The 26,297-nt window shown below is 70.9% G+C and carries 29 protein-coding genes, 1 tRNA gene and 1 riboswitch; of the genes, 9 read left to right on the forward strand and 21 right to left on the reverse strand.

The features are described 5' to 3' along the window. Window positions 1–7 precede the first annotated feature (7 nt). Window positions 8–310, forward strand: a complete 303-nt coding sequence (locus tag ACNJ93_RS11505) for a hypothetical protein (protein ID WP_418957291.1) — start codon at window positions 8–10, stop codon at window positions 308–310. Between the two features lie 151 nt (window positions 311–461). Here ACNJ93_RS11505 and ACNJ93_RS11510 read toward each other — a convergent pair whose 3' ends face one another. The 4 genes from ACNJ93_RS11510 to ACNJ93_RS11525 all read right to left on the reverse strand — a co-directional run bounded on the left by ACNJ93_RS11510 (window position 462) and on the right by ACNJ93_RS11525 (window position 4,589). Further along, window positions 462–1,778, reverse strand: coding sequence for a DUF445 domain-containing protein (locus ACNJ93_RS11510; protein WP_418957292.1), 1,317 nt, complete (start codon window positions 1,776–1,778; stop codon window positions 462–464). Between the two features lie 40 nt (window positions 1,779–1,818). Next, entirely contained in the window at window positions 1,819–2,844 is a 1,026-nt protein-coding gene (locus ACNJ93_RS11515) for an ABC transporter ATP-binding protein (protein WP_418957293.1), read from the reverse strand. Window positions 2,845–2,854: 10 nt separating this feature from the next. Then, on the reverse strand, window positions 2,855–3,667 hold the full coding sequence (locus tag ACNJ93_RS11520; protein WP_418961374.1) for an ABC transporter permease: 813 nt from the start codon (window positions 3,665–3,667) through the stop codon (window positions 2,855–2,857). Window positions 3,668–3,788: 121 nt separating this feature from the next. Beyond that, window positions 3,789–4,589, reverse strand: a complete 801-nt coding sequence (locus tag ACNJ93_RS11525; protein WP_418961375.1) for an ABC transporter permease — start codon at window positions 4,587–4,589, stop codon at window positions 3,789–3,791. Window positions 4,590–4,748: 159 nt separating this feature from the next. Here ACNJ93_RS11525 and ACNJ93_RS11530 point away from each other — a divergent pair, with 159 nt between their 5' ends. Continuing rightward, window positions 4,749–7,112 carry a transglycosylase domain-containing protein gene (locus ACNJ93_RS11530; RefSeq protein WP_418957294.1) on the forward strand — a complete coding sequence of 788 codons (2,364 nt, stop codon included), beginning with the start codon at window positions 4,749–4,751 and terminating at the stop codon, window positions 7,110–7,112. On the opposite strand, the gene sugE is transcribed toward ACNJ93_RS11530, so the two are convergent. The 3 genes from sugE to ACNJ93_RS11545 form a co-directional block, all read right to left on the reverse strand. Beyond that, window positions 7,090–7,410 (reverse strand): quaternary ammonium compound efflux SMR transporter SugE, encoded by a 321-nt coding sequence (gene sugE, locus ACNJ93_RS11535; protein ID WP_418957295.1) that lies wholly within the window; start codon window positions 7,408–7,410, stop codon window positions 7,090–7,092. The two genes, ACNJ93_RS11530 and sugE, sit on opposite strands and share 23 nt — an antisense overlap. A gap of 40 nt (window positions 7,411–7,450) precedes the next feature. After that, window positions 7,451–7,522, reverse strand: a riboswitch (guanidine-III (ykkC-III) riboswitch). Window positions 7,523–7,578: 56 nt separating this feature from the next. Continuing rightward, entirely contained in the window at window positions 7,579–7,917 is a 339-nt protein-coding gene (locus ACNJ93_RS11540) for a GroES family chaperonin (protein ID WP_418957296.1), read from the reverse strand. A 36-nt stretch (window positions 7,918–7,953) separates the two neighbouring features. After that, window positions 7,954–8,274 (reverse strand): DUF3618 domain-containing protein, encoded by a 321-nt coding sequence (locus ACNJ93_RS11545; RefSeq protein ID WP_418957297.1) that lies wholly within the window; start codon window positions 8,272–8,274, stop codon window positions 7,954–7,956. 122 nt (window positions 8,275–8,396) lie between these two features. Between ACNJ93_RS11545 and bcp the strand changes: the two genes are divergently transcribed. After that, entirely contained in the window at window positions 8,397–8,864 is a 468-nt protein-coding gene (bcp, locus tag ACNJ93_RS11550) for a thioredoxin-dependent thiol peroxidase (protein ID WP_418957298.1), read from the forward strand. Window positions 8,865–8,900: 36 nt separating this feature from the next. Continuing rightward, a tRNA-Leu gene (locus tag ACNJ93_RS11555) sits at window positions 8,901–8,984 on the forward strand. A gap of 1 nt (window position 8,985) precedes the next feature. On the opposite strand, the gene rdgB is transcribed toward ACNJ93_RS11555, so the two are convergent. From rdgB to ACNJ93_RS11575, 4 genes are all read right to left on the reverse strand, one after another. Further along, window positions 8,986–9,591 carry an RdgB/HAM1 family non-canonical purine NTP pyrophosphatase gene (gene rdgB / locus ACNJ93_RS11560; RefSeq protein ID WP_418957299.1) on the reverse strand — a complete coding sequence of 202 codons (606 nt, stop codon included), beginning with the start codon at window positions 9,589–9,591 and terminating at the stop codon, window positions 8,986–8,988. A 7-nt stretch (window positions 9,592–9,598) separates the two neighbouring features. Continuing rightward, window positions 9,599–9,982, reverse strand: coding sequence for a hypothetical protein (locus ACNJ93_RS11565; RefSeq protein WP_418957300.1), 384 nt, complete (start codon window positions 9,980–9,982; stop codon window positions 9,599–9,601). Between the two features lie 90 nt (window positions 9,983–10,072). Then, a complete protein-coding gene (gene rph / locus ACNJ93_RS11570; RefSeq protein ID WP_418957301.1) occupies window positions 10,073–10,804 on the reverse strand; it encodes a ribonuclease PH in 732 nt (243 codons plus the stop codon). Between the two features lie 76 nt (window positions 10,805–10,880). Next, window positions 10,881–11,114, reverse strand: a complete 234-nt coding sequence (locus ACNJ93_RS11575) for a PTS glucose/sucrose transporter subunit IIB (protein ID WP_258785164.1) — start codon at window positions 11,112–11,114, stop codon at window positions 10,881–10,883. Between the two features lie 202 nt (window positions 11,115–11,316). On the opposite strand from ACNJ93_RS11575, the gene ACNJ93_RS11580 reads away from it, so the two are divergent. Together ACNJ93_RS11580 and ACNJ93_RS11585 are read left to right on the forward strand one after the other, a co-directional pair. Continuing rightward, window positions 11,317–12,627, forward strand: coding sequence for a PTS transporter subunit EIIC (locus ACNJ93_RS11580; RefSeq protein ID WP_418957302.1), 1,311 nt, complete (start codon window positions 11,317–11,319; stop codon window positions 12,625–12,627). Window positions 12,628–12,915: 288 nt separating this feature from the next. Then, window positions 12,916–14,181, forward strand: coding sequence for a PTS transporter subunit EIIC (locus ACNJ93_RS11585; protein WP_418957303.1), 1,266 nt, complete (start codon window positions 12,916–12,918; stop codon window positions 14,179–14,181). Window positions 14,182–14,246: 65 nt separating this feature from the next. Here the strand turns inward: ACNJ93_RS11585 and ACNJ93_RS11590 are convergent, their stop codons facing one another. Then, a complete protein-coding gene (locus ACNJ93_RS11590; RefSeq protein WP_418957304.1) occupies window positions 14,247–14,999 on the reverse strand; it encodes an MBL fold metallo-hydrolase in 753 nt (250 codons plus the stop codon). A 214-nt stretch (window positions 15,000–15,213) separates the two neighbouring features. On the opposite strand from ACNJ93_RS11590, the gene ACNJ93_RS11595 reads away from it, so the two are divergent. Next, on the forward strand, window positions 15,214–15,714 hold the full coding sequence (locus ACNJ93_RS11595; protein ID WP_418957305.1) for a type II toxin-antitoxin system PemK/MazF family toxin: 501 nt from the start codon (window positions 15,214–15,216) through the stop codon (window positions 15,712–15,714). Between the two features lie 33 nt (window positions 15,715–15,747). Here the strand turns inward: ACNJ93_RS11595 and ACNJ93_RS11600 are convergent, their stop codons facing one another. The 7 genes from ACNJ93_RS11600 to clpS all read right to left on the reverse strand — a co-directional run bounded on the left by ACNJ93_RS11600 (window position 15,748) and on the right by clpS (window position 20,422). After that, on the reverse strand, window positions 15,748–16,698 hold the full coding sequence (locus tag ACNJ93_RS11600; protein WP_418957306.1) for a PLP-dependent cysteine synthase family protein: 951 nt from the start codon (window positions 16,696–16,698) through the stop codon (window positions 15,748–15,750). Between the two features lie 3 nt (window positions 16,699–16,701). Beyond that, window positions 16,702–16,980 carry a MoaD/ThiS family protein gene (locus ACNJ93_RS11605; protein WP_418957307.1) on the reverse strand — a complete coding sequence of 93 codons (279 nt, stop codon included), beginning with the start codon at window positions 16,978–16,980 and terminating at the stop codon, window positions 16,702–16,704. A 93-nt stretch (window positions 16,981–17,073) separates the two neighbouring features. Then, on the reverse strand, window positions 17,074–17,172 hold the full coding sequence (locus ACNJ93_RS11610) for a putative leader peptide (RefSeq protein ID WP_331915868.1): 99 nt from the start codon (window positions 17,170–17,172) through the stop codon (window positions 17,074–17,076). A gap of 66 nt (window positions 17,173–17,238) precedes the next feature. Continuing rightward, entirely contained in the window at window positions 17,239–17,718 is a 480-nt protein-coding gene (locus tag ACNJ93_RS11615) for a Mov34/MPN/PAD-1 family protein (RefSeq protein ID WP_418957308.1), read from the reverse strand. Between the two features lie 77 nt (window positions 17,719–17,795). Beyond that, window positions 17,796–19,229, reverse strand: coding sequence for an amino acid permease (locus tag ACNJ93_RS11620; RefSeq protein WP_418957309.1), 1,434 nt, complete (start codon window positions 19,227–19,229; stop codon window positions 17,796–17,798). A 300-nt stretch (window positions 19,230–19,529) separates the two neighbouring features. Beyond that, window positions 19,530–20,108, reverse strand: coding sequence for a DUF2017 domain-containing protein (locus ACNJ93_RS11625; protein ID WP_418957310.1), 579 nt, complete (start codon window positions 20,106–20,108; stop codon window positions 19,530–19,532). Beyond that, complete coding sequence (clpS, locus tag ACNJ93_RS11630; protein ID WP_418957311.1) at window positions 20,108–20,422, reverse strand: ATP-dependent Clp protease adapter ClpS; 315 nt, start codon at window positions 20,420–20,422, stop codon at window positions 20,108–20,110. Before clpS ends, ACNJ93_RS11625 begins: the two co-directional genes overlap by 1 nt. A 104-nt stretch (window positions 20,423–20,526) precedes the next feature. Between clpS and ACNJ93_RS11635 the strand changes: the two genes are divergently transcribed. Together ACNJ93_RS11635 and ACNJ93_RS11640 are read left to right on the forward strand one after the other, a co-directional pair. Next, window positions 20,527–21,855: a nicotinate phosphoribosyltransferase gene (locus ACNJ93_RS11635; RefSeq protein WP_418957312.1), complete on the forward strand. Its 1,329-nt coding sequence runs from the start codon at window positions 20,527–20,529 to the stop codon at window positions 21,853–21,855. 219 nt (window positions 21,856–22,074) lie between these two features. After that, on the forward strand, window positions 22,075–22,668 hold the full coding sequence (locus ACNJ93_RS11640; RefSeq protein ID WP_418957313.1) for an isochorismatase family protein: 594 nt from the start codon (window positions 22,075–22,077) through the stop codon (window positions 22,666–22,668). Window positions 22,669–22,993: 325 nt separating this feature from the next. Here ACNJ93_RS11640 and ACNJ93_RS11645 read toward each other — a convergent pair whose 3' ends face one another. Then, the gene (locus ACNJ93_RS11645) at window positions 22,994–23,314 is read right to left on the reverse strand and encodes a hypothetical protein (RefSeq protein ID WP_418957314.1); all 321 of its coding nucleotides are present in this window, start codon (window positions 23,312–23,314) and stop codon (window positions 22,994–22,996) included. Window positions 23,315–23,436: 122 nt separating this feature from the next. Then, window positions 23,437–25,869 (reverse strand): immune inhibitor A domain-containing protein, encoded by a 2,433-nt coding sequence (locus ACNJ93_RS11650; protein WP_418957315.1) that lies wholly within the window; start codon window positions 25,867–25,869, stop codon window positions 23,437–23,439. Between the last annotated feature and the right edge of the window lie 428 nt (window positions 25,870–26,297).

The raw sequence follows: 26,297 nt of genomic DNA on the forward strand, positions 1-26,297 counted from the left end.
CAGGGGTATGGGTGTGAACGTGTCTCCTGTGGTGACCGTCGTCGGGCTCGTCGGGGGGTATGCCGTCGCGCGGTACACCAAGAAGCGGCCCCTCGGAGGGCTTGTGCTCGGGGGTGCCGGGGTCGTCGCTGCGCGGGAGTGGCAGCGGGAGTGCGGGGGGCCGGTTGCCGTGGGGCTCAGTGCCGCTTACCTCGGAGCCTTCGGGGCCTCGCATCCGCTGGCCAAGAAGGTCGGGGCCTGGCCGGCCGTGCTGTCGCTGGCCGGGGCCGTGGCCGTTGCGTCCGCTGTCGTGACGCGGAAGGCGGGCTGAGCGCGCCCGGCTGGCGCACGTCCAAGGCCGCGCCCGCGGCCGAACCCACGCCCCGCCGCTGAACGCGCCCCCTGGCCGAACCCCGCCCCCGGCTGAACGCAAACCCCGTTCGGCTCGTACTACCAAGCACCTCCCCCCACGCACTGGGCGTTCAGGCGCCCAGTGCGTGGCTCACGGTGTGGATCAGGAGACCGGCCAGGGCGCCGACGACTGTGCCGTTGATGCGGATGAACTGGAGGTCGCGGCCGATGTTGGCCTCGATCTTGCGGGACGTCTGGGTCGCGTCCCAGCTCGCCACCGTGTCCGTGATCAGGGACGTGATCTCGCCGCGGTACGTCGTCACCACGTACGCCGCCGCGTCCTCCAGCCAGCCCTCCACCTTCGCCTGCAGCCTGCCGTCCGTCACCAGCCGGCCGCCCAGGGAGATCAGCGAGGCGCGGGCCCGCAGGCGCAGTTCGCTGCGGTCGTCCTCCGCGGCGGCCAGCATCATCGTGCGCACCGCCGACCAGGCCGAGGCGATCACGTCCTGGATCTCCGGCCGGGCCAGCAGGTCCGACTTCAGGCGCTCCACCCGCGCCCGCGTGTCCGTGTCGGCCTGCAGGTCCGCCGCGAAATCCGTGAGGAAGCGGTCGATCGCGCCGCGCGCCGGGTGCCCGGGCATGTCGCGCATCTCCGTGACGAAGCGCAGCAGTTCCCGGTAGACCCGCTCGCCGACCTTCCGGTCGACGAATCTCGGCGTCCAGCCCGGCGCCCCGCCCTGCACCGCGTCCATCACCGAGTCCGCGTGGTAGACGAGCCAGTCGTGCGCCCGGGTGCAGATCAGGTCGACCGCCCGGTGGTGCGCCCCGTCCGCGACGACCTTCTCCAGCGTCTTGCCGATCCCCGGGGCGATCTCCGCCGCCTCCGCCCGCCGGGTGATCGCCTCCCCCACCACCGCCTGCACGTCCGCGTCCCGCAGCACCGTCAGCGCGCCGCGCAGCGCCGTCGCCAGCTCCGCCGTCACCCGGTCCGCGTGCGCCGGGTCCGCCAGCCACGCGCCCAGGCGGCCGGAGATGCCCAGCGCACGGAGACGGTCGCGTACCACCGCCGCCGACAGGAAGTTCTCGCCCACGAACGCGCCCAGGGTCTCGCCCAGCTGGTCCTTCTTCGTGGGGATGATCGCCGTGTGCGGGATGGGCAGCCCCAGCGGCCGCCGGAACAGCGCCGTCACCGCGAACCAGTCCGCCAGCGCGCCCACCATCCCGGCCTCCGCCGCCGCCGCGACGTAGCCCGTCCACGCTCCCCAGCCCTCGTTGCGCGCCCACGTCGCCAGCGCGTACACCACGGCCACGAACAGCAGCAGGCCCGTCGCCGTCGCCTTCATACGGCGCACCCCGCGGCTCTTCTCCTCGTCCGCCGCCGTGTACGAGAAGGCCGCCAGCGGGCGCCGCGCCGCGGGAGCCGGCTCCGTCGCCTCCTTGACGTTCATCCCATTCACCCGTTCCCGTGGCCGTTCCGTACGAATGTCCCTACCTCAAGGACTTCTCGCCCGCCTCCCGAGTTCCCGGGCCGCCAACCCCGGGACTCGATCCGTACATCTTCGCGATCACCGTCTCGATATCCGGTTCCCGCACCGACAGGTCCAGCAACGGGTACCTCTCCGCCACCGCCGCGACCACCGGCGCCGCCGATGCCGAGGCCGGGAACGCCAGCCACTGCCGCGGGCCCTCCGCCCGTACGAACCGGGCTCCCGGGACCTCGATCGGCGGCAGCTCCCGCTCCAGGTCGACCACCAGCTGCCGTTCGCTGCCGCCCGCCTCGTGCAGGCCGGCGAGCCCGCCGTCGTACACCAGCCGACCGTGGTCGATGACCATCACCCGGCCGCACAACTGCTCGATGTCCGTCAGGTCGTGGGTGGTCAGCAGCACCGTCGTGCCGCGCTCCGCGTTCAGCTCCCGCAGGAACGCCCGGACGCGCGTCTTCGACACGACGTCGAGGCCGATCGTCGGCTCGTCCAGGTACAGCACCTCCGGGTCGTGCAGCAGCGCCGCGGCGATGTCGCCGCGCATCCGCTGTCCGAGTGACAGCTGCCGCACGGGTACGTCGAGCAGCGCGCCCAGCTCCAGCAGGTCGACGCAGCGCTCCAGGTTCTCCCGGTACCTGGCGTCCGGGATCCGGTACATCCGGTGCACCAACCGGTACGAGTCGATCAGCGGCAGGTCCCACCACAGCGTCGTCCGCTGCCCGAAGACCACTCCGATCCGCCGCGCCAGCCTCGTCCGCTCCCGAGCCGGGTCGATGCCTGCCACGCGGAGCCGGCCGCCGCTGGGGGTGAGGATGCCGGTCAGCATCTTGATCGTGGTGGACTTCCCCGCGCCGTTCGGGCCGATGTAGCCCACCACCTCGCCCCGCGCGACGCTGAAGGTGATCCCGTCCACCGCTCTGACCTGGCGCTTCTCCCGCTTCCACCGGCTCTTGCCGCGCCGCCTCACCTCGAAGACCTTCTCCACGTCCTCCAGTTGGATCAGGCCCGCGTCGTCGTGCGTCGTCGTCATTTCGCCTCACTCAGCTCCCCGTGCTCCGGTACGCCCGCAGGCCCCTGCGCCACACCGCCCCCGCCACCACGCAGCACGCCGCCGCGACCAGCGGCGACAGCAGTCCCGCCCAGGCCGGGGCGCCCGCCGGCGGCTCGCGGTCCAGCACGTACAGCGCCGGCAGCCAGTTCACGAACGCCAGCGGGACCACGTACACCACGCCCCGCACCAGCTCCTGCGCGAAGATCGTCGGCGGGTAGCCGAGCAGCGTGTTGCCGCCGTACGTGAACGCGTTCGTCGCCTGCGAGGCGTCCTGCGCCCAGAACTGCAGCGCCGCGCCCAGCACCATGACCGCGCCGAAGATCACCGCGCCCGACACCACCATCACGGGCACCAGCAGCACCTTCACCACCGTCCACTCCACGTCCACCAGCGCCAGGCCCCAGACCAGCACGAACAGCCCCTGCAGCACCCGCCCCAGCCGGCGCAGCGCGAACCGGTCCCCGGCGACCTGGGCCAGCACCGGCGCGGGGCGCACCAGCAGCGTGTCGAGCGTGCCGTCCCGCACCCGCCCGCCCATCCGCTGCAGCGAGCCCAGCGCCAGGTCCGCGAGGCCGAAGGAGGTGCCGGCCGTCCCGTACAGGAACGCCACCTCGCCGAACGCGTAGCCGCCGAGGCCGTCCACATGGCCGAACATCAGCAGGATCACGACGAAGTCGAAGAACGTGACGGCGAAGGACGCGGCCAGGGTCATCGCGAAGGAGGAGCGGTACGTCATCGTGGAGCGGATCCACATGCCGGCGATCAGCCGGTACGTCCGCCAGGACGCCCGCCCGGCGCCCACGAACCTCCCGTACGCCCGCGAGGACGCACGCCCGGCCGCCACGAACCTCTCGTACGCCCGCCGGAGCGCGCCCCCGGCCCCCACGAACCGCTCGCACGCCCGCCCCGCGCCCGGCCAGGGGTCATCCACCCTGCACCACCACCTTCCGCGTCGCCGCCGCCTGCACCAGCCGGCCCGCCGCGAGGAGCACCGCCGCCCAGCCGGCCTGGAAGCCGTACGCCCCCAGCAGCTCCCAGCCGCGGTACTTCTCCAGGTACACGTCCGCCGGGACCTGGAGGAGCGAGGCCCACGGCAGCACCTGCGCCACCTCCCCCAGCGCCCCGGGGAACACCGTCAGCGGCAGCAGCATCCCGGAGAAGAACAGGCCCGACAGCCAGGCCACCTGGGCCACTCCCGTGCCGTCCATCAGCCAGAACGCGCTCAGCGCCACCAGGTACCACAGCGCGAAGCTCACGCTCGCGCCGAGCGCCACGGACACCAGGAACGCCGGCCAGGTCAGCGCCCGTTCGGGCAGGGCGTAGTCGAAGGCCAGCGCGCCGACCGCCATCGGGACCACCCCGCGGGCCAGCAACTGGTAGGCGGCCCGCCCCAGGTTGGCAGCGAACCACCAGGCCTGGAGGTCGGCGGGGCGGTACAGGTCGACGGCGATGTCGCCGGTCCTGATCCGTTCGATCAGCTCGTCCTCGAAGCCGCCGCCCATCAGCCCGCAGACGGTGATCAGCGCCTGGCCGATCCACACATAGGCGAGCGCGTCGGCGAGCTCGTAGCCGCCGAGGTGTGGGCGCTCGTGCCACAGGGCCATATAGGTGTACGCCAGGATGAAGCCGAAGACCGTGTTGGTGAACAGTCCCGCGCACGTGGCCATCCGGTACGTGGCATGGCGTCGGAACCCGCCTGCGGCCACCCGTCCGTACAACCGCAGCACCGCCTCGGCCCCCTCCGTCCCGCCCCGTCCCGTTCCGTACCGTTCCGCTCCGTCCCGGCACCGAAGCGCACGACCTTAGCTGCCTCGGGGTGGCACCGCGAGGGCTTTTCGAGCCGGATAAGCGGCTTCTGTCCGGTTCCCGTGCAGTATGTGCCCATGCGCGACGAGTCACAGCAGCCCGGCTGGGAGCCACGGGACCGGACGGTGCACGCTCCCCCCATCCCTCCCCCGAAGCCGCGGCGGCGACGCCTCCGCCGGCTCTTCCACGTCCTCCTGTTCACCACGCTGCTGCTGCTCGGCGGCTTCGCCGCCGGCTATCTGCTCGTCGACATCCCGGCCGCCAACGCCACCGCCACCGCGCAGTCCAACGTGTACCTGTACGCCGACGGCACCCAGCTCGCCCGGGACGGCGCGGTCGACCGGGAGAACGTCCGCCTCGACCGGATCCCGGCCGCCCTGCGGCACGCCGTGCTCGCCGCCGAGGACCGCGACTTCCACTCCGAACGCGCCGTCGACCCGCAGGCCATGGTCCGCGCCGCCTGGAACACCCTCACCGGCAAGGGCGCCCAGTCGGGCTCCACGATCACCCAGCAGTACGTCAAGAACTACTACCTGGGCCAGGAACGGACGATCACCCGCAAGGTGAAGGAGTTCTTCATCGCGATCAAGCTCGACCGCGAGAAGACCAAGGACGAGATCCTCGAGGGATACCTGAACACCAGCTACTTCGGCCGCAACGCGTACGGCGTCCAGGCCGCCGCCCGCGCCTACTACGGCCAGGACGTCGAGACCCTCGACACCGCGCAGAGCGCGTACCTCGCCGCGCTGCTCAACGCCCCCAGCGCGTACGACGTCGCCGCCCACCCCCGGAACCGGGCCAAGGCCGTCGCCCGCTGGCACTACGTCCTCGACGGCATGGTCGGCGAACGGTGGCTGACCCGCGCCGAACGGGCCGCCATGCGCTTCCCCGCCCCCCACCCCGCGCGGCCCTCGACCGGGCTGTCCGGACAGCGCGGCTACCTCGTCCGGGCCGTCGAGGACCACCTGACGAGCCGCGGCATCCTCGACGAGGACGCCCTCGCCGTCGGCGGCCACCGGATCACCACCACCCTGGAACGCGACAAGCAGGAGGCCCTGGTCCGCGCGGTCGACGCGCAGGTCAACTCCCGCCTCGACCGGGCCGGGAACCCCGTCGACCGCAACGTCCGCGTCGGCGGCGTCGCGATCGTCCCCGGCACGGGCCGGGTCGTCGCGATGTACGGCGGCATCGACTACACCAAGCAGTACGTCAACAACGCCACCCGCCGCGACTACCAGGTCGGCTCGACGTTCAAGCCGATCGTCCTCGCGGCGGCCGTCGAGCACGGCGCGCGGACCCAGGACGGCCGGCCGATCACCCCGCACGCGTACTACGACGGCGCCGACCGCCGCCCCGTGCAGGGCTGGACCGGCGCCCCGTACGCCCCGGAGAACGAGGGCGGCGGGTCGTACGGGCAGATCAGCGTCCGGGAGGCCACCGACAAGTCGGTGAACTCGGTGTACGCGCAGATGGCCGTGGACGTCGGCCCGGCGAAGGTGCGCAGGACCGCCGTCGCGCTCGGGCTGCCGGCGAACACCCCCGACCTCACCGCCTCCCCGTCCATCGCGCTCGGCCCGGCCACCGCCAGCGTCCTCGACATGGCGCAGGCGTACACGACCCTCGCCAACCACGGGGAGCACGGCGCGTACACGCTGGTCGCCGCGATCAGCAAGGACGGCCGGGACCTCGACCTGCCCTCCTCCCCGCGCCGCCGCGCGATCACCCGCGAGGCCGCCGACACGACGACGGCGGTGCTGCGCGGGGTCGTCGAGGGCGGTACGGGCACGGCGGCGCTGGCCGCCGGACGGCCCGCGGCGGGCAAGACGGGGACGGCGGAGGAGGACCGGGCGGCCTGGTTCGCCGGCTACACCCCGGACCTCGTCACGGTGGTGGCGATGATGGGTCAGGACCCGGACACCGGCGCGCAGAAGAGCCTGTACGGGGCGCTGGGGCAGCAGCGGATCTTCGGGGGCGGCCCGCCCGCCGAGATCTGGGCGCAGTTCACCCGCGACGCCCTGGAGGGCACGCAAGTACGGGACTTCGAGCTGCGGCCCGCCCCGGGGACGGAGGACCTGGGGCCGGTCCTGGAGGGCCCGCAGGACCCGTTCGGCACGGGCGACGGGGTGACGGTGCCGGGCCGGCCGGACGAGCGCGAGCTGCTCGGGCCGCAGCGGCGGCCGGGACCGGCGGGACGCGACCGGCAGCCCGCCGCGCCGCGGCAGAACCCGGCGCCGGGCGTCCGGCCGCCGGGCGCGGCCGACGGGCCCGTGCCGCGGACCCCGCCGCCGCCCGGCGGGTCCGGCGCGGACGGGCCGGCGGCCGAGGGCCCGGGGGCGTTCCGGCAGAACGCCGTCCCGCCGGCCCCGCCCGCCCCGCCGGACGGGTCGGACCGGGCGGACCGGGCGGACCGGCCGGGCTTCAGTGGCCCGACGTCGCCTTGAGGCCGACCACCGCCACGAGCAGCAGACAGACGAAGAAGATCCGGGCGGCGGTCGCCGGTTCGCCGAGCACGACCATGCCGAGCACCGCCGCCCCGGCCGCGCCGATGCCGACCCACACGCCGTAGGCGGTGCCGATGGGCAGGGACTTGGCCGCCTGCGCGAGCAGCAGCATGGAGGCGACGATGCCGACGGCGGTGAACACGCTCGGCCACAGACGCGTGAAGCCGTCGGTGTACTTCATGCCGACGGACCAGCCGACCTCCAGGAGACCGGCGAGGACGAGAAGAACCCAGGCCATGACGACGCACCTTCCGCGAGACGGATCAACGGTTCGGACCGGTGCGTCGTCTTTGCGTGGGACCCGGTACGGCGCGTCTCGTCGGGTGTCCTCCACGGTAGCAAAGGAAGGCGAAAGGGCCTGGTGACCATGGTCACCAGGCCCTGAGACGGGTAGGGCGGCCGCGGGCTACAGATACAGGCCCGTCGAGTCCTTCGTGCCCTCGAACCGGTCCGCGGCGACGGCGTGCAGGTCGCGCTCGCGCATCAGGACGTACGCGATGCCGCGCACCTCCACCTCGGCGCGGTCCTCGGGGTCGTACAGCACCCGGTCACCGGTCTCCACGGTCCGCACGTTCTGACCGACCGCGACGACCTCGGCCCAGGCCAGCCGGCGGCCGACGGCGGCGGTCGCCGGAATCAGGATGCCGCCGCCCGAGCGCCGCTCGCCCTCCTGGGTGTCGGTCCGGACCAGCACCCGGTCGTGCAGCATCCGGATGGGCAGCTTGTCGTGGGTGTTCTCGCTCACGCCTCGAACCTACACGCCCGTCGGGTCATGCTCCGGTCAGCCCTTGCGCTTGCGCCCGGAGAACGCCAGCAGCCCGACGACGCCGACCACGGCCAGCGCCACCGGGACGACCCGCTCCAGGCGGGGGCTGCCGTCCGCGTGGGTGAACCGGACCTTCACGTCATCGACGCACCGCTGCACCGCCGCGTAGGCGCGGCCCGCGGTCTGGTCGACCGAGGAGGCGACCTTCGCCTTGGCGTCCCCGATGATCGTCTTCGGGTGCATCCGAATGCCGATCTCGTCGAGAGTGACGGCGAGCTGCTCGCGCCGGCGGACGATGTCCGCCTCGATCTGCGCAGGGGTCCTGGCCTCCGACACCGCGCTGCCTCCGTGGTCGTAATCGGTCGTTGACGGACAGTCTCTCAGCTTCACGGCCCGAAGGTCGTGCCAGTCCCCCATTAGGCTCGTGTGGCGTACGCGTACCCCCTTCGAGGAGAGCCATGAGCGAGCGACTGCAGCCCGGCGACACCGCCCCCGCCTTCACCCTGCCCGACGCGGACGGCAACGAGGTCTCGCTCGCGGACCACAAGGGCCGCAAGGTCATCGTCTACTTCTACCCGGCGGCGCTCACCCCGGGTTGCACCAAGCAGGCGTGCGACTTCACCGACAACCTCGACGTGCTGGCCCAGGCGGGCTACGACGTGATCGGCGTGTCGCCGGACAAGCCGGAGAAGCTGGCCAAGTTCCGCGACAAGGAGAACCTGAAGGTCACCCTGGTCGGCGACCCGGACAAGAAGGTCCTGGAGGCGTACGGCGCCTTCGGCGAGAAGAAGCTGTACGGCAAGGTCGTCACGGGCGTCATCCGCTCCACGGTCGTCGTCGACGAGGAGGGCAAGGTCGAACGCGCCCTCTACAACGTCAAGGCGACCGGCCACGTGGCGAAGATCATCCGCGATCTGGGCATCTGACCGGGCTGCCCGGCCAGTAGCATGACCGGGCAGTGAGCGGCCGTGGTGGAATTGGCAGTCACGCTGGGTTTAGGTCCCAGTGGGGTAAAACCCGTGGGGGTTCGAGTCCCCCCGGCCGCACTTACGAGACCAGCTCCCGTACCACCGGCACCAGCGCGCGGAACGCCTTGCCGCGGTGGCTGATGGCGTTCTTCTCCGCGGGAGTCAGCTCCGCGCAGGTCACGGCGTGGCCCTCCGGCTGGAGGATCGGGTCGTAGCCGAAGCCGTTCGTGCCGACGGGCTCGTGGCGGAGGGTGCCCGTGAGGCGGCCTTCGACCACACGTTCCGTGCCGTCGGGCAGGGCCAGGGCCGCCGCGCAGGCGAAGTGGGCGCCGCGGTGGGGGTCGGAGATGTCGGCGAGCTGGGCCAGGAGGAGGTCCAGGTTGGCCTTGTCGTCGCCGTGCCTGCCCGCCCAGCGGGCCGAGAAGATGCCGGGCGCGCCGTTCAGGACGTCGACGCAGAGGCCGGAGTCGTCGGCGACGGCGGGCAGGCCGGTGGCCTGGGCGAGGGCGTGGGCCTTGAGCAGGGCGTTCTCGGCGAAGGTGACGCCGGTTTCCCTGACGTCGGGGATGTCGGGGTAGGCGTCCGCGCCGACGAGTTCGAGGTCGAGTCCTGCGTCGGCGAGGATCGCGTGGAGTTCCTTGATCTTGCCTTCGTTGCGGGTGGCGAGGATGAGTCGTCGGGTCATGCCTCGATTATCCGGGCGTGCAGACCTTGGTGATCTCGCCGGCCGCGTCGGTGACGGGCTTGATGTCGGGGGTGGTGTCGCCGTTCTTGACCGCCGTGCGGACGGAGTCGACGCCCTTGCCCAGGTCGTCGATGGCCTTGGAGAGGTCCGCGTTGCCCGTGGTCTTCTCCAGGTTGCCCAGTTCGGTGTCGATGGCGTTCAGCGACTCCTCGATCTGGGTCACGTCGCTGGAGGCGTTGCTGACGGCCTGTTGGAGGTTGCTGACGGAGGTGGCTATGGCGTCGGCGGTCTTGACGCAGTCCATCGCCGTGTCGAGGGCGCCGCAGCCGGTCAGGGCGGTCGTCAGTGCGGCGGCCGTGGTGACGGCGAGGGCAAGGGAGCGGCGGCGCATCACGGTAGAGGGTCCCCCCTGTCGGCGTACGTGTGGACGGGGCGCACGGTTCGACCCGTGCGCCCGTACTGATTCAGACGCCTCGGGGTCCTAGAGAGTTCCTTCGAGCGCCTTGCGCTGGATCTCGGCGAGCTCGGCGCAGCCGCCGGAGGCCAGGTCGAGGAGGGCGTTGAGCTCCTTGCGGTCGAAGGGCTCGGCCTCGGCGGTGCCCTGGACCTCGACGAAGCGGCCGTCGCCGGTGCAGACGACGTTCATGTCGGTCTCCGCCTTCACGTCCTCCTCGTAGCAGAGGTCGAGGAGGGGCGTTCCGCCGACGATGCCGACGGAGACGGCGGCCACGGTGCCGGTGAGCGGCTTGCGGCCGGCCTTGATGATCTTCTTGCCCTGGGCCCAGGCGACGGCGTCGGCGAGGGCGACGTAGGCGCCGGTGATGGCGGCGGTGCGGGTGCCGCCGTCGGCCTGGAGGACGTCGCAGTCGAGGACGATGGTGTTCTCGCCGAGGGCCTTGTAGTCGATGACGGCGCGCAGGGAGCGGCCGATGAGCCGGGAGATCTCGTGGGTGCGGCCGCCGATCTTGCCGCGGACGGACTCGCGGTCGCCGCGGGTGTTGGTGGAGCGCGGGAGCATGGAGTACTCGGCGGTGACCCAGCCTTCGCCGCTGCCCTTGCGCCAGCGGGGGACGCCTTCGGTGACGGAGGCGGTGCAGAAGACCTTGGTGTCGCCGAAGGAGACGAGGACGGAGCCCTCGGCGTGCTTGCTCCAGCCGCGTTCGAGGGTGACCGGGCGGAGCTGTTCGGGCGTGCGGCCGTCGATTCGAGACATGCCACGAGCGTAGCCGTACGACGGGAGGGCCCGTTCCCCTGCCGGAACGGGCCCTCCTGCCGCTGTTCTCAGCGGGTCACATCATGTCTTCGATGTCGGCGGCGATCGGGTCGGCGTCGGTGCCGATGACGACCTGGATGGCGGTGCCCATCTTGACGACGCCGTGGGCGCCGGCGGCCTTCAGGGCGGCTTCGTCGACCAGTTCGGGGTTGACGACTTCGGTACGCAGTCGGGTGATGCAGCCTTCGACCTCTTCGATGTTGTCGATGCCGCCGAGGCCGGCGACGATCTTCTCAGCCTTGCTGGCCATGTGTCTCTCCCTGTCGTTCCGCGTACCGATGGTCCGCTTTGTCACGGTAACCCACGGTTGGCCCAACTGTGCGGGCGTGTGCCGCCGTTCTGCCGAATGATGACGATCACCGGCAGCCTGTCCCGGCGGGCTCCGGGAGCCTACCGCAACTGGTCTACACCAGTTTTACAGGGAGGACGCCCATGAGCCAGGAGGGACGCCGATGAGCAGCGACAGCGCCGCCGCACCGCCGACGCAGCCGAAGAAGTCCTGGCGCAGCGGACTCTTCCAGGGCCTGCAGAAGATGGGCCGCAGCCTCCAGCTGCCCATCGCCGTGCTGCCCGCCGCCGGCATCATCAACCGGCTCGGCCAGCCGGACGTCTTCGGCGACGACGGGCTGGGGTGGACGGACGTCGCGAAGGTGATGGCGGGCGCGGGCGGCGCGCTGCTCGACGGCAGCCTGGGCCTGCCGCTCCTCTTCTGCGTCGGCGTCGCGATCGGCATGGCGAAGAAGTCGGACGGCTCGACGGCGCTGGCGGCGGTGGTCGGCTTCCTCGTCTACTACACGGTGCTGCGCCAGTTCCCGAAGGACTGCCCGACCGGCACGAAGGACGTGGGCGGCGGCTGTCTCGGCGCGGACGACGCGTTCGCCGGGTACACGTACCAGAACCCGGGTGTCTTCGGCGGCATCGTCATGGGCCTGCTCGCGGCCTGGTTCTGGCAGCGGTACCACCGGGTGAAGCTGGTCGACTGGCTCGGCTTCTTCAACGGCCGCAGGCTCGTCCCGATCATCATGGCGTTCGTGGCGATCGCCTTCGCGGCGCTCTGCCTGTGGATCTGGCCGCCGATCGGCGACGCGCTGGAGAGCTTCAGCGACTGGCTGGTGGGGCTGGGCGCCTGGGGTTCGGGCATCTTCGGCGTCGCGAACCGCGCGCTGCTCGTGATCGGCCTGCACCAGTTCCTGAACGTGCCCATCTGGTTCCAGTTCGGCAGCTACACGAAGCCGGACGGCACGGTGGTGCACGGCGACATCAGCATGTTCCTGGCGGGCGACCCGGACGCGGGCCAGTTCACCACCGGCTTCTTCCCGATCATGATGTTCGCGCTGCCGGCCGCGGCGCTCGCCATCACCCACTGCGCGCGGCCGCGCCGCCGCAAGGAGGTCGGCGGCATGATGCTGTCGGTGGCGCTGACCTCGTTCGTCACGGGCATCACCGAGCCGATCGAGTACTCGTTCCTCTTCATCGCCCCGGTGCTGTACGCGATCCACGCCGTGCTGACGGGCGTCTCGATGGCGGTGACCTGGGCGCTGGGCGTCAAGGACGGCTTCAGCTTCTCGGCCGGTCTGATCGACTACGTCATCAACTGGAACCTCGCGACCAAACCATGGCTGATCATCCCGATCGGCCTGGGCTTCGCCGTCCTGTACTACCTGATCTTCCGGATCGCGATCACCAAGTTCGACCTCCCCACACCGGGCCGTGAGCCGGAGGAGGTGGAGGAGGAGATGGACCGGGACACGACGAAGGCGTAGTCCGCCGAAGCCACCTTCTCCCCTCCTTTTCGCAGCCTTCCTTCATCACCGCGCAGGGCCCCCGGACCTCCCGTCCGGGGGCCCTGCGCCGTGCCCGCGCGGTACCGGTCCGTCACCGCGCGGGCACGCAGAATTCGCAGGTTCCTTATCTATGTCTCACGTGCTACAACTGGTCTACACCTCTCAATGGTGTAGACCACGCGGTCCAGACCACCGCGTTCCCGAGACGCCGCCGTCACCCCCTTTTCCCCTGTCCTCTGGCGGCGCCTTGCCTACTGGAGGAAGTTGATGAGTACGGCTACCGCCCAGGCCGCCGCTCCCGCGAAGAAGCGGGGCTCCGGTCTGTTCCAGGGCCTGCAGAAGGTCGGTCGCAGCCTGCAGCTGCCGATCGCCGTGCTGCCGGCCGCGGGTATTCTGCTCCGCCTCGGCCAGCCCGACGTGTTCGGCAAGGACGGCCTGGGATGGGACAAGGTCGCCTCCGTGTTCGCCACGGCCGGCGGCGCTGTCTTCGACAACCTGCCCCTGCTGTTCTGCATCGGCGTGGCCATCGGCTTCGCCAAGAAGGCGGACGGCTCCACGGCGCTCGCCGCCCTGGTGGGCTTCCTGGTCTACAGCAACGTGCTGAAGGCCTTCCCGGTCACCGAGGCCGTCGTCAACACCACCGCCAACAAGGGCGTGGACGTCGCCGCCACGTACAACAACCCCGGCGTGCTCGGCGGCATCGTGATGGGTCTGATCTCCGCGGTGCTGTGGCAGAAGTTCCACCGCACCAAGCTGGTCGACTGGCTTGGCTTCTTCAACGGCCGCCGGCTCGTCCCGATCATCATGGCCTTCGTCGGCACCGCCGTCGGTGTCTTCTTCGGCCTGGTCTGGGAGCCGATCGGCGAGGGCATCTCCAGCTTCGGCGAGTGGATGACCGGCCTGGGCGCCGCCGGCGCGGGCCTGTTCGGTCTGATCAACCGCGCGCTGATCCCGGTCGGCATGCACCAGTTCGTGAACACCGTCTCCTGGTTCCAGATCGGCGACTTCACCAACGCCGCCGGCGAGGTCGTGCACGGCGACCTGAACCGCTTCTTCGCCGGTGACCCGAGCGCCGGTCTCTTCATGTCGGGCTTCTTCCCGATCATGATGTTCGGCCTCCCGGCCGCCGCCCTCGCCATCGCGCACTCCGCCCGCCCGGAGCGCCGCAAGGCCGTGACGGGCATGATGATCTCGCTCGCGCTGACCTCCTTCGTCACGGGCGTGACCGAGCCGATCGAGTTCTCGTTCATGTTCATCGCGCCGGTGCTCTACGCGATCCACGCGGTGCTCACCGCGGTCTCGATGGCCGTGACCTGGGCCCTGGGCGTCCACGCGGGCTTCACCTTCTCGGCCGGTCTGATCGACTACGCCCTGAACTGGAACCTCGCCACCAAGCCCTGGATGATCATCCCCATCGGTCTGGTCTTCGCCGCGGTCTACTACGTCCTCTTCCGCTTCGCGATCACCAAGTTCGACCTCCCCACCCCGGGCCGCGAGCCCGAGGAGGAGATCGAGGACCTCACCAAGGCGTGAGCCCCCTCCCCGACGCACGCACGGGAAAGGCCCCGGAACCGAAGGTTCCGGGGCCTTTCCCGTGCTCAGATCTCGTAGACCGCGCCCGCCCGGGCCAGTTCCACCGGGCCGTCGTAGACCGCGCGCGCGTCCGCCAGGTTCCGCTCGCCGTCCGTCCACGGCGGGATGTGGGTGAGCACCATCCGCCCCACCCCCGCGCGGGCCGCGGAGACGCCCGCCTCGCGGCCGTTGAGGTGGAGGTCCGGGATGTCCTCCTTGCCGGCCGTGAACGACGCCTCGCACAGGTAGAGGTCCGCCCCCGACGCCAGCTCGTCGAGCGGGCCGCAGGCGCCGGAGTCGCCCGAGTACGTGAGCGTCTTCCCGCCGTGCTCCACCCGGATGCCGTACGCCTCCACCGGATGGGAGACGCGCTCGGTGCGCACCTGGAACGGGCCGATGTCGAAGGAGGCCGGCTTGAGCGTGCGGAAGTCGAAGACCTCGCCCATCGCGCCGGGCGTGGGGATGTCGGCGTACGCCGTGGTCAGCCGCTGCTCCGCGCCTTCGGGGGCGTACACCGGGATCGCCTCGCAGCGGCCGCCCTCGTGGCGGTAGTAGCGGGCGACGAAGTACACGCACATGTCGATGCAGTGATCCGCGTGCAGATGGCTGAGGAAGATCGCGTCGAGGTCGTACAGACCGATGTGGCGCTGCAGCTCGCCGAGGGCGCCGTTGCCCATGTCGAGGAGCAGCCGGAAGCCGTCGGCCTCGACGAGGTAGCTCGAGCAGGCCGATTCCGCGGACGGGAACGACCCTGAGCAACCGACGACGGTGAGCTTCATGGAGCGGAAACCTCCGTGGACGGGCGTCCGGGGACGGGTGCGGTGAATGTCGCTGAGGGGGAGGTCGTGCGGTCTGTCGAGCGTACGGCGCGGGGGCGTCCGTCGCTCCTCCGCAGAGCCCCGTTGTGGGGCAACTCACGGGCTCTGTCACCGGTTCGGATGGACGGCGGGGCGGCCCGGCGCGGGCGGCCGGGCGCCGGTACCTTCTTGAGGTATGGACACGTCGTGGTGGCCCGCGCTGGTGGCGGTGGTGGTGCTCGCGCTGGTCGTCGCGCTCGCCGACGGATGGGGCCGGTCGCGCCGCCGTCCGCCGGGCCGGTCGCGTCCGGCGGGGCGTACGCGTCCGCCGGGCCGTACGCGTCCCGCGGGCCGCGCGCCGGCCCGGCCGCGGGGGCGGGCGCCCGGGCGGGTGCCGCGGCCGGGCGAGATCTGGTGGGCGGAGGTGCCGTACGAGGACGGGCCGGGCTCGAAGGACCGGCCGTGCCTGGTGCTGTCGCTGCGCGGGGACTGCGTGCTGGTCGCGAAGATCACCAGCAAGTACCACGACGAGCGGCCCGGCGTGATCGCGCTGCCGCCGGGGTCGGTGGGCGACGCGCAGGGCCGGCCGAGCTTCCTGGAGACGGACGAGCTCCGGGAGGTGGCGGTGGGAGAGTTCCGCCGCAGAGTGGGAACGGCGGACCCGGTCGTGTGGGACCAGGTCCGCCATCTGGCCTGAGGCCGTGAGGGGCGCCGGGGCGCCGGCCCGCGGCTACGCCCAGAGCTGGCCCTGCAGCGTCTCGATCGCTTCCTCGGTCGTCTTCGCCGTGTAGACGCCCGTGGACAGGTACTTCCAGCCGCCGTCGGCGACGACGAACACGATGTCCGCGCTCTCGCCGGCCTTCACGGCCTTCTTGCCGACGCCGATCGCGGCGTGCAGCGCCGCGCCGGTCGACACGCCCGCGAAGATGCCCTCCTGCTGGAGGAGTTCACGGGTGCGGGTGACCGCGTCCGCCGAGCCGACCGAGAACCGGGTGGTCAGCACGGAGGCGTCGTACAGCTCGGGCACGAAGCCCTCGTCGAGGTTCCGCAGGCCGTACACGAGGTCGTCGTACCGGGGCTCGGCGGCGACGATCTTCACGTCCGGCTTGTGCTCCCGCAGGTACCGGCCGACGCCCATGAGGGTGCCGGTGGTGCCGAGGCCCGCGACGAAGTGGGTGATCGACGGCAGGTCCGCGAGGATCTCCGGACCGGTCGTCGCGTAGTGCGCGCCCGCGTTGTCGGGGTTGCCGTACTGGTAGAGCATCACCCAGTCCGGGTGCTGCTCGGCCAGTTCCTTGGCGACCCGGACCGCGGTGTTGGAACCGCCGGCGGCCGGGGAGGAGATGATCTCCGCCCCCCACATCGCCAGCAGCTGGCGCCGCTCCTCGCTGGTGTTCTCCGGCATGACGCAGACGATGCGGTAGCCCTTGAGCCGGGCCGCCATCGCCAGCGAGATCCCCGTGTTGCCCGAGGTGGGTTCGAGGATGGTGCAGCCGGGGGTGAGCCGGCCGGCCTTCTCCGCCTGCTCGATCATGTGCAGGGCCGGGCGGTCCTTGACGGAGCCGGTCGGGTTGCGGTCCTCCAGCTTGGCCCAGATGCGGACGTCGTCCGACGGGGAGAGCCTCGGGAGCCGCACCAGCGGCGTGTTGCCGACCGCCGCGAGCGGGGAGTCGTAGCGCATCGGTCAGACCATGCCGCCGGCGACCGCCGGCAGGATCGTCACGTTGTCGCCGTCGGACAGCTTGGTCTCGATGCCGTCCAGGAAGCGGACGTCCTCGTCGTTCAGGTACACGTTGACGAAGCGGCGCAGCTTGCCCTCGTCCACGATGCGGGCCTCGATCCCGGCGTGCCGGGACTCCAGGTCGGCGAAGAGCTCGGCGAGGGTCGCTCCGTTGCCCTCGACGGCCTTGGCGCCGTCGGTGTAGGTGCGGAGGATGGTCGGGATGCGGACCTCGATGGCCATGGCTATGGGCTCCTGTCGGGAGGTGGCGTGAAAGGCGCGCGGCTGTGTGGCCCCCGCGCGGGGTGGTGCTGCTGAGCGCTCGTGCGCTCCCGCTCACATCGCGCTGGCGAGACGGCACAGGTCGACGTGCAGCCGCGCCGTGAGCAGCACGCTGCCCGGCGTCGTCACTTCGCTCACGTCGTGGAGAACCATGGGCTCATCGTATCGATTCCCGGTCCGGGTTCCGGAATGTGATCTCGGATACTGGACGATCCGCGCTCAGTTCGTGGACGAGCTCGTGGACGGGTCCGTGGCCGGGGCGGGCGCGTCGGCGTCCGCGTACGCCTCGACGACCTGCACGGGCTCCTCCGTGACCTGGCCCTCGACGATGCGGAACGAGCGGAACTGGAACTCGCCGGCGCCGTCGGCGTCCGCGGTGGAGACCAGGACGTAGTGGGCGCCGGGCTCGTTCGCGTAGCTGATGTCGGTGCGGGACGGGTACGCCTCGGTGGCGGTGTGCGAGTGGTAGACGATCACCGGCTCCTCGTCCCGGTCGTCCATCTCGCGGTACAGCTTGAGCAGGTCCGCGGAGTCGAACTCGTAGAACGTGGGCGAGCGGGCGGCGTTGAGCATCGGGATGAAGCGCTCGGGACGGCCGCTGCCGACCGGACCGGCGACGACGCCGCAGGCCTCGTCGGGGTGGTCCGCGCGGGCGTGCGCGACGATCTTGTCGTAGAGGTCACGGGTGAGGGTCAGCATGTCCGACAGGATAAGCAGAAGGGCCGTCCCGTACCGAAGGTTGGTACGGAACGGCCCGGATGCCGAGACGTCGCAGGTCAGGAGCGCTTGGCGAAGGCCGCGCCCTCGGGGTTGCGGGCCTTGAGGACCAGGTACGAGACGGCGAGGATCAGGCCCCACACCGGCGCGCCGTACAGCGCGACCCGGTTGCCCGCATCCATGGCCATGGTCACGACGACCATGGTGATGAAGGCGAGCGAGAAGACGCTGAACCAGATGCCGCCCGGCGCCTTGAACGAGGACTGCGGCAGCTCGCCCCGGTCGGCCTTGATCCGGTAGCGGATCTGGCAGATCAGGATGACGATCCAGGCCCACATGCCGGAGATGGTGGCGAAGGAGACGACGTAGTTGAACGCCTCGCCGGGCCACTGGTAGTTGATCCAGACGCCGACCATCATCAGCGCGGCGGAGAACGTGGTGCCGACCAGCGGGGTGCCGTTCTTCGTCAGCCGGGTGAAGAACTTCGGGCCCTGGCCGTTGAGCGCGAGGTCGCGCAGCATGCGGCCGGTGGAGTACATGCCCGAGTTGCAGGAGGACAGGGCCGCCGTCAGGACGACGAAGTTGACGATCGCGGCGCCGACGCCGAGGCCCATCCGCTCGAAGGCGGCGACGAACGGGCTGACGCCCGGCTTGAACTCGGTCCACGGGACGACCGACAGGATCATGATCAGCGCGCCGACGTAGAAGACGGCGATGCGCCACGGCACGGTGTTGATCGCCTTCGGCAGGACCGTCTTCGGGTCCTTCGACTCGCCCGCCGTCACGCCGACCAGCTCGACCGCGAGGAAGGCGAACATGACCATCTGGAGGGTCATCAGGGTCGAGTAGATGCCGTCCTCGCCGCCGAAGAAGCCGCCGAGGTCCCACAGGTGGGTGACGGAGGCGGTGTCGCCGGCGTCGGAGAAGCCGAGGGTGAGGATGCCGGCGCAGATCAGGATCATGCCGATGATCGCGGTGACCTTGACCATGGAGAACCAGAACTCCAGCTCACCGAAGAGCTTCACGGAGATCAGGTTGGCGCCGTAGAGGATCACGGTGAAGACCAGGGCGGACAGCCACTGCGGGATGTCCCACCAGTACGTCATGTAGGTGGCGGCCGCGGTGACCTCGGTGATGCCGGTGACGACCCAGAAGAGCCAGTACGTCCAGCCGGTCACGAAGCCCGCGAAGGGGCCGATGAACTCGCGCGCGTACTCCGAGAAGGAGCCCGACACGGGGCGGTACATGAGGAGCTCGCCGAGCGCCCGCATGATGAAGAAGATGACCAGGCCCGCCACGGCGTAGGCGAGGATCAGACTGGGTCCCGCGATGGAGATGCCCTTGCCCGCGCCGAGGAAGAGGCCGGTGCCGATGGCGCCGCCGATCGCGATCATCTGGATCTGGCGGGCTCCGAGTGCCCGGTGATAGCCCTCGCCCGCGGAGTCCGCGGCCTCATTGCCGTCGTGCTGCTGGTCGACCTGCAGTGAGGTCATGGTGGTGCGCCTTTCTCCATGCCGATCCGCGAGCGCGGGTGCGCCTGCCGCGGATCAGGTCCTGATCCCCCCGGATACCGATGGAGTGCCGCCGGCGGTCAGCCGGTCGAAGCGCCCTCGGGAACATGGGTGGCGTCCCCGAGTGGTCGTGAAGATTTATCACGCCTTGACGGGTGATCGACGGACGGCATTGTGGCGCAGATCACGGGAAGAACCGGATAAAGGGCATGCCGAACGGCAAAGGTGCGACCTTCGGTGACGTATTCGTTATCCGGATTTGAGCGTCCGCTGAGCGAACACTCAGGGCATCAGGGTCTCGACAAGCGTCTCCTGGAGCGCGCCGAGCCAGAGGTACGCCATCACCATCGGCTTGCGCGGATCGTCGTCCGGGAGCCGGTACAGGTCCTCGCCCTCGCCCTCGTCCTTGACGTCCAGGCGGGTGCCGATGGTCAGCCGGAGGTCGTTGAGCGCACCCAGCCAGGCGCGGGACTCGTCGGGGGTGAGCTTGAGGACGGCGCCGCCCTCGCCGGAGGCGGAGAGCGCGTCGAGGGTGCGGACCACCGTGAGCGCGTCGTCGCGCTTGCGGGCGCGCAGGTCGTTCTCGGTGTAGCGGCGGAAGTCCGCCGCCGCCTGGCGCAGCTCCTCGTCGTCGTCCGCGTACGCGTCGGGGAAGAGCCGGCGCAGCGCGGGGTCGGAGGGCGGCTCGCTCGGGCCCTCGGCGAAGAGCGCGGCCAGCGGGTCCTCGCCCGCGACGGGCTCGTCGCCGGGGCCGATCAGCTCCAGGAGCTGGACGGCGAGGGAGCGCAGGATGGAGATCTCGACCTCGTCGAGCGCGACGGCCGCGCCGCCGCCGGGCAGCGCCTCGAACTGTCCGGCCATCACATGCGGTCCTGGGAGAGCGTCGCCCACAGGCCGTAGCCGTGCATGGCCTGCACGTCGCGTTCCATCTCCTCGCGGGTGCCGCTGGAGACCACCGCGCGGCCCTTGTGGTGCACGTCGAGCATCAGCTTGTGCGCCTTGTCCTTGGAGTAACCGAAGTACGCCTGGAAGACGTAGGTCACATAGCTCATCAGATTGACCGGGTCGTTGTGGACGATGGTCACCCACGGCACGTCCGGTTCCACGGCCTCGGCGGCCTCTTCGGCCGGTTTCGTGCGTTCGATCTCGATTGGCGCGACGCTCACCGAACCCATGCTGCCACTCCGGGGGGCCCGTCGCACAAACGGGTCACTCCTCGCGTCACTCCTCGCGCCAGAGAAATCGTCAGACTGACGATTTCTCGTGTAGCATCACTGACATGAACGCTGCGGACCTTGGGCTGCCGGTGGATGTACCTTCGACGGCGCTCTTCACCGACCAGTACGAGCTGACCATGTTGCAGGCCGCCCTGCGCGCGGGCACCGCCGACCGGCGGTCCGTCTTCGAGGTCTTCACCCGACGACTGCCGGAGGGACGCCGGTACGGCGTCGTCGCCGGCACCGGCCGCGTCCTGGACGCCGTGGAGAACTTCCGCTTCGACGCGGGCGTCCTCGGCTTCCTGCGCGAGCGGGGCATCGTCGACGAGCCGACCCTCGAATGGCTCGCCGGCTACCGCTTCTCGGGCGACATCTGGGGCTACCCCGAGGGCGAGGTGTACTTCCCCGGCTCGCCGATCCTGCGGGTCGAGGGCTCCTTCGCCGAGTGCGTGCTCCTGGAGACCGTGATCCTGTCGATCCTCAACCACGACTCGGCCATCGCCGCCGCGGCCTCCCGGATGTCCGCCGCGGCCGGCGGCCGGCGGCTGATCGAGATGGGCGCCCGGCGCACCCACGAGCTGGCCGCGGTGGCCTCGTCCCGCGCCGCGTACGTGGGCGGCTTCGACTCCACCTCCGACCTCGCCGCGGGCTTCCGCTACGGCATCCCGACCGTCGGCACCTCCGCGCACGCCTTCACCCTGCTGCACGACAGCGAGCGGGACGCCTTCCGGGCCCAGATCGACTCGCTCGGCAAGGGCACCACCCTGCTCGTCGACACCTACGACGTCGCCGAGGCCGTCCGCACCGCCGTCGAGCTGGCCGGCACCGACCTCGGCGCCGTCCGGATCGACTCCGGCGACCTGCTCCTGGTCGCGCACCGGGTGCGCCAGCAGCTCGACGAGCTGGGCGCCACCGAGACGAAGATCGTGGTCACCTCGGACCTCGACGAGTACGCCATCGCCTCGCTGGCGGCGGCGCCGGTCGACGCGTACGGGGTCGGCACCCAGCTGGTCACCGGCAGCGGGCACCCGACCTGCTCCATGGTCTACAAGCTGGTCGCCCGGGCCGGCTCCGACGACCCGAAGGCCCCGCTGGTCCCGGTCGCCAAGAAGTCGCTGGGCGGCAAGCAGTCCGTCGGCGGCCGCAAGTGGGCGGCCCGCCGGCTGGACGCCGAGGGCGTCGCCGAGGCGGAGGTCGTCGGCACCGGGGCCGTGCCGGCCGGCCTCGCGGACCGGCAGCTCCTGGTGGAGCTGGTGCGCGGCGGCGAGGTGGTGGCCCGCGAGCCGCTGGACGCGGTCCGCGACCGGCACATCCGGGCCCGCGCGGGCCTGCCGATGTCCGCGATCCAGCTCTCCCGCGGGGAGCCGGTCATCCCCACGCAGTACGTCTGAGCCGCGCGCCGCGCGCGGGGCGGCCGGGGCGCTCGGGGCGCCCCGGCATGCCCCCTCCCGCCGGGCGGGCGAAGTCTCTAGGCTCGACAGCACCCCGACAGCACCTCCGACCGCGACGCACCTCACCGCCACTCACCGCACCGCACCGCACGGACCCCGGACCGACCGCCCGGACCCGCACCGACACCCGCCCCTCCTCCCCTCCGAAGGACTACCGCCATGCACCGCGCATTGATCGTCGTCGACGTTCAGAACGACTTCTGCGAGGGCGGCAGCCTCGCGGTGACGGGGGGCGCCGACGTCGCCGCCGCGGTCACCGACCTGGTCGCCGATGCGGCGGGGGCCGTGTACCGGCACGTCGTGGCGACGCGGGACCACCACATCGACCCGGGCGGGCACTTCGCCGCCGACCCCGACTACGTCCACTCCTGGCCGGCGCACTGCGTGGCCGGCACGGAGGGCGTGGGCTTCCACCCGAACTTCGCCCCGGCGGTCGCCTCCGGCGCGATCGACGCCGTCTTCGACAAGGGCGCGTACGAGGCCGCGTACAGCGGCTTCGAGGGCCGGGACGAGAACGGCGAGACGCTGGCGCAGTGGCTGCGGGACCGGGAGGTCACCGAGGTCGACGTGGTCGGCATCGCGACGGACCACTGCGTCCGGGCGACGGCGCTGGACGCGGCGCGCGAGGGCTTCCGCACCACGGTCCTGCTCGACCTGACGGCCGGCGTGGCCAAGGGCACCACCGACCGCGCCCTGGAGGAGCTCCGCGCGGCGGGCGTCGAACTCACCGGCAAGCCGGTGGTCGCCGCCTAGGACGGGGCCCAGCCGGGCCTCTCCACCGTCCGCGCCGCCGCGGCTACACTCCGCTCCAAGATCGACTTCCTGGACTTCCGGGGCTCCTTCGTGCCGACCCCCAGCCAGGGCGTCTCCCAGCTCCTCGCGCTGACCGTGCTGCTCGCCCTGGTCGCGGCGGTCGTCGCCGCGGCGTCCCAGCTCGTCACGAGGCGCTCGCTCTACCGGTGACCGCCGGGGCCGCCCGGGCCGGTGCTCCGGCCGCCGGAAGGCCCGCCACGCCCCTCCAGGGGGCCGGGGCGGGCCTTCCGGCGGGCCGGGGCGGGGCTCAGGCCGGGTCGAGGGCTCAGGCCGCGCGCTGCGTCTCGGGGGCCGGTTCCTTCGGGAGGGAGCGTATGGAGTGCCAGAGCTCCTGGGTGGTGGCACGCCACAGGAGGCCGTCCGGGTGGTGCAGGACCGCCGTGATCTCGTCGGGGGTCGGGGGCTCGGCGTTGCCGCGCAGGTAGACCGCGCGCAGGCCCAGGTTCCGCAGCCGGGTCAGGGCGCGGGCCCGGTTGCCGGCGTGCACCAGGAAGCGGACGGTGCGGCCGTCCCCGGCCGGGCTCGGCAGCCCGATCGCGACGACCACACTGCCGTTCGGCAACTTGCTGAACCCTCCGCCGGGCATGCGGAACCACTCCCCCGTGAGTCGGCTGTCAATAAGAACTCGGTCAGACGCACCTAAACACGATCGGCCGCCGCCCGCTAGGGGGCGACGGCCGATCATGGTGTGACCTGCGGGTTCACCGCTTACTTGGTCGACGGACCAACCTGGACGGTGATCGTCTGGCCGTTCCGCGGCTCCTTGACGACCCGAATCTGGGTGTTCGTGTCAGTTACCTGGACACCGGCACGCTCGGTCTCCTTGTACCAGTACGTGCCCTTGCGGTCGTCGAAGACCGGGTTGCCGGCCTGCGACGGGATCCAGGTCCCGACGCCCGCCTTGTGCAGCTGGAAGCCGTCCGTGCGGTAGGTGCCGAACGGGGCGTCGTACGACTGGATGCGGTTGCGCAGCAGGGTGCCGTCGCCCCACTTCATCGGGCTCGGGTGGGCGTCGATCGGGAGGATCAGACCCTTGCCCGGGTGCTTGGAGGTGTTGTTGTCCTTCTGGGACAGGTCCCACTTCCAGATGAGCAGACCGTTCTGGTACGGGTAGTGCTCGACCCAGCTCGCCTTGTCACCGGTCCAGCCGAAGTTGTACGGGCCGACCTTGAGGGTGGCGTCGTACGAGACGTACTGGCGGTTCTCGGCGATGTAGTACTGCTCGTAGTCCTGGGTGAAGGACTTGGCGATGCGCGAGAAGCCCTTGGGCGTCCAGCCGTTGTCGCCGTTCTCCGCGTTGTCGGTGAAGACCGGGGCGCCGTCGGCGGAGAGGGTGATCGCGTCGGCCGCGAAGCCCTTGCCGCCCGCGCCGCCGTCCGTCTGGTAGCGGAAGCGGAGGTCGAACTTCTTGCCCGCGTAGGCGTCCAGGCCGAAGACGAGCTTCTTGTAGGCGCCGGAGACGTCGGTCAGCGCCGGGGCGCCGCTGGCGTCGCGCGGGAGGGCCTTGCCGTCGGCGGTGCCGTCGAGGGCCGTCCAGTTCTTGCCGCCGTCGGTCGACACCTCGGTGTAGAGGTAGTCGTAGCCCTTCTCGATGTCGTACCAGCCCTGGAGCTCCAGGGTGGCCTTCGACTTGCCGGTCAGGTCGACGGAACGGGTGAGCGTGTTCTTGAGGTCGTCGCCCATGTCGCTCCACCACTGCATGGTGCCCTCGGCGGGCGCCGTGATCTCGGTGGTGACGGCCTTCTTGGGCAGCTCGACGATCAGCGCCTGCGGGTTCTTGGTGTTGTACGCCGCGACGCCCAGCTTGTGGGTGGTCTTGGTGGCGCGCTGCCAGTCGTGGACCTTGGTGTAGTTCAGCCAGCCGAGCTGCAGCTTGTCCCAGGCGGTCATGTCGCCGGGCAGGTCGCCGATGGAGTCCTTGCCGCGGCCGAGCCACGAGCCGGAGGACATCAGGGACCAGTAGCCGGTCGAGTTCTCGCCGCCCGCGGTGTCGTACAGGTCCGGCAGACCGAGGTCGTGGCCGTACTCGTGGGCGAAGACGCCGAGGCCGCCGTTCTCCGGCTGCATCGTGTAGTCGCCGACCCAGATGCCGGTGTCGCCGATCTGGGTGCCGCCGGACTTGTTGTGCTCCGGACCGGTCTTGCCCGCGTTGGTGCCGTAGGCGTACCAGCGGTGGGCCCACAGGGCGTCGCCGCCCTGGACGCCGCCGCCGGCCGACTCGTCCTCGCCCGCGTGGACGATCTGGAAGTGGTCGATGTAGCCGTCGGGCTCGTTGAAGTTGCCGTCGGCGTCGAAGTCGTACCGGTCCCACTGGTCGTACGCGGCCATGTCGGCCTTGATCTGGGCGTCGGTGCGGCCCTTGGCCTTCTGGTCGGCGACGAAGGCGTTGACGCCGTCGCGGACCACGTCCCAGACGTTGTCGCAGTTGCTGTCGCCGCAGTAGTTCGAGCCGTAACGGGCCTCGTTGTACGGGACCTTGACCCAGTCCGAGACGCCGCCCTCGACCGAGTAACGGCCGGAGGAGGTCTTCTCGTAGTAGGTCTTCAGGGACTGCTTCGGCTGGCCCTTGGCGTCCTTGCCGGTGCCGAAGTACAGGTCCTCGAAGTGCTTGCGGCTGTAGTCCGCCTGCCAGGCCGTCGAGTTGTCCTTCGTACGGTCCGGCTGCTCGATCCGGTTGTGCAGCGGGCCGGGCGTGCCGCCGAACTTCGGCTTCAGCTCGTCCGTCTCGTCGTCCTCGCGGTCGACCAGGGTCGTGTCGTCGACCTTGTCGCCGAACTCGACGAGGATGGTGAAGATCTTGTCGGTCTTCTCCCGGCCGAGCTCGACGTACTTCTTGCTGTCGAGCTTGACGACCTGGGAGCCCCCGCGGCGCTCGACCTTGGCCTCACCCGAGAGCACCTGCTCCAGGGCCGCCTTGCGCTGCTGCTCCTGCTGCTTGCTGTACGGACCCTCGAGGTCGTGGTCGACCTTGGTCTTGTCCTCGGCGGCGCCCGGAGCCGGGTCGTTCCGCTCGATGCCGGCCGGCGACACGCCCGTCTGCGTGTCGGCCTGGGCCGCGGTCAGGGTCGTGACGGTCGCCGCGGTGGCGGCCAGGGTCACGACGATCGCGGACGCTCTCAGCGTCCGTCGCTTGCTGCTCAATTGAATGTGTCCTCCCCGGCGACCGCGGACCGCTGGACCGGAGGTGGGGTGTCCGTCGGCGGGTCGCACGTCACAAGTGACGACATTCGACCGGAGTGAACCCAGAAAAGACAGGTCTTGACTTGAGTCGGCCAACTCACTATGCAGGAGCGGATTTCCGGTATCCGGACGTGAACGCCGGGCGAAGGCAAGGGATATCCCCGTATCTCCCCTGTATCCCCGCACGCCCTCGGCGCGCTCGCCACGTCTCGCCCCTCCCTCGACGGGCGCACCCGGCCGGGCAATTGACGGTGGCAGTGACTCGGTGCGCCCCCCTGTGCACCGGAACCGTGGGTTAGGTCACGCTTACCGACGGTTTCGTCCGGGCATCCCCCGTCGTAGAGTCGCCGGAGAGTGCGACCCCGTGCGCGTCACCCGACCGATGCACC

Source organism: Streptomyces tritici, from assembly GCF_048500665.1.
Taxonomy (GTDB): domain Bacteria; phylum Actinomycetota; class Actinomycetes; order Streptomycetales; family Streptomycetaceae; genus Streptomyces; species Streptomyces tritici.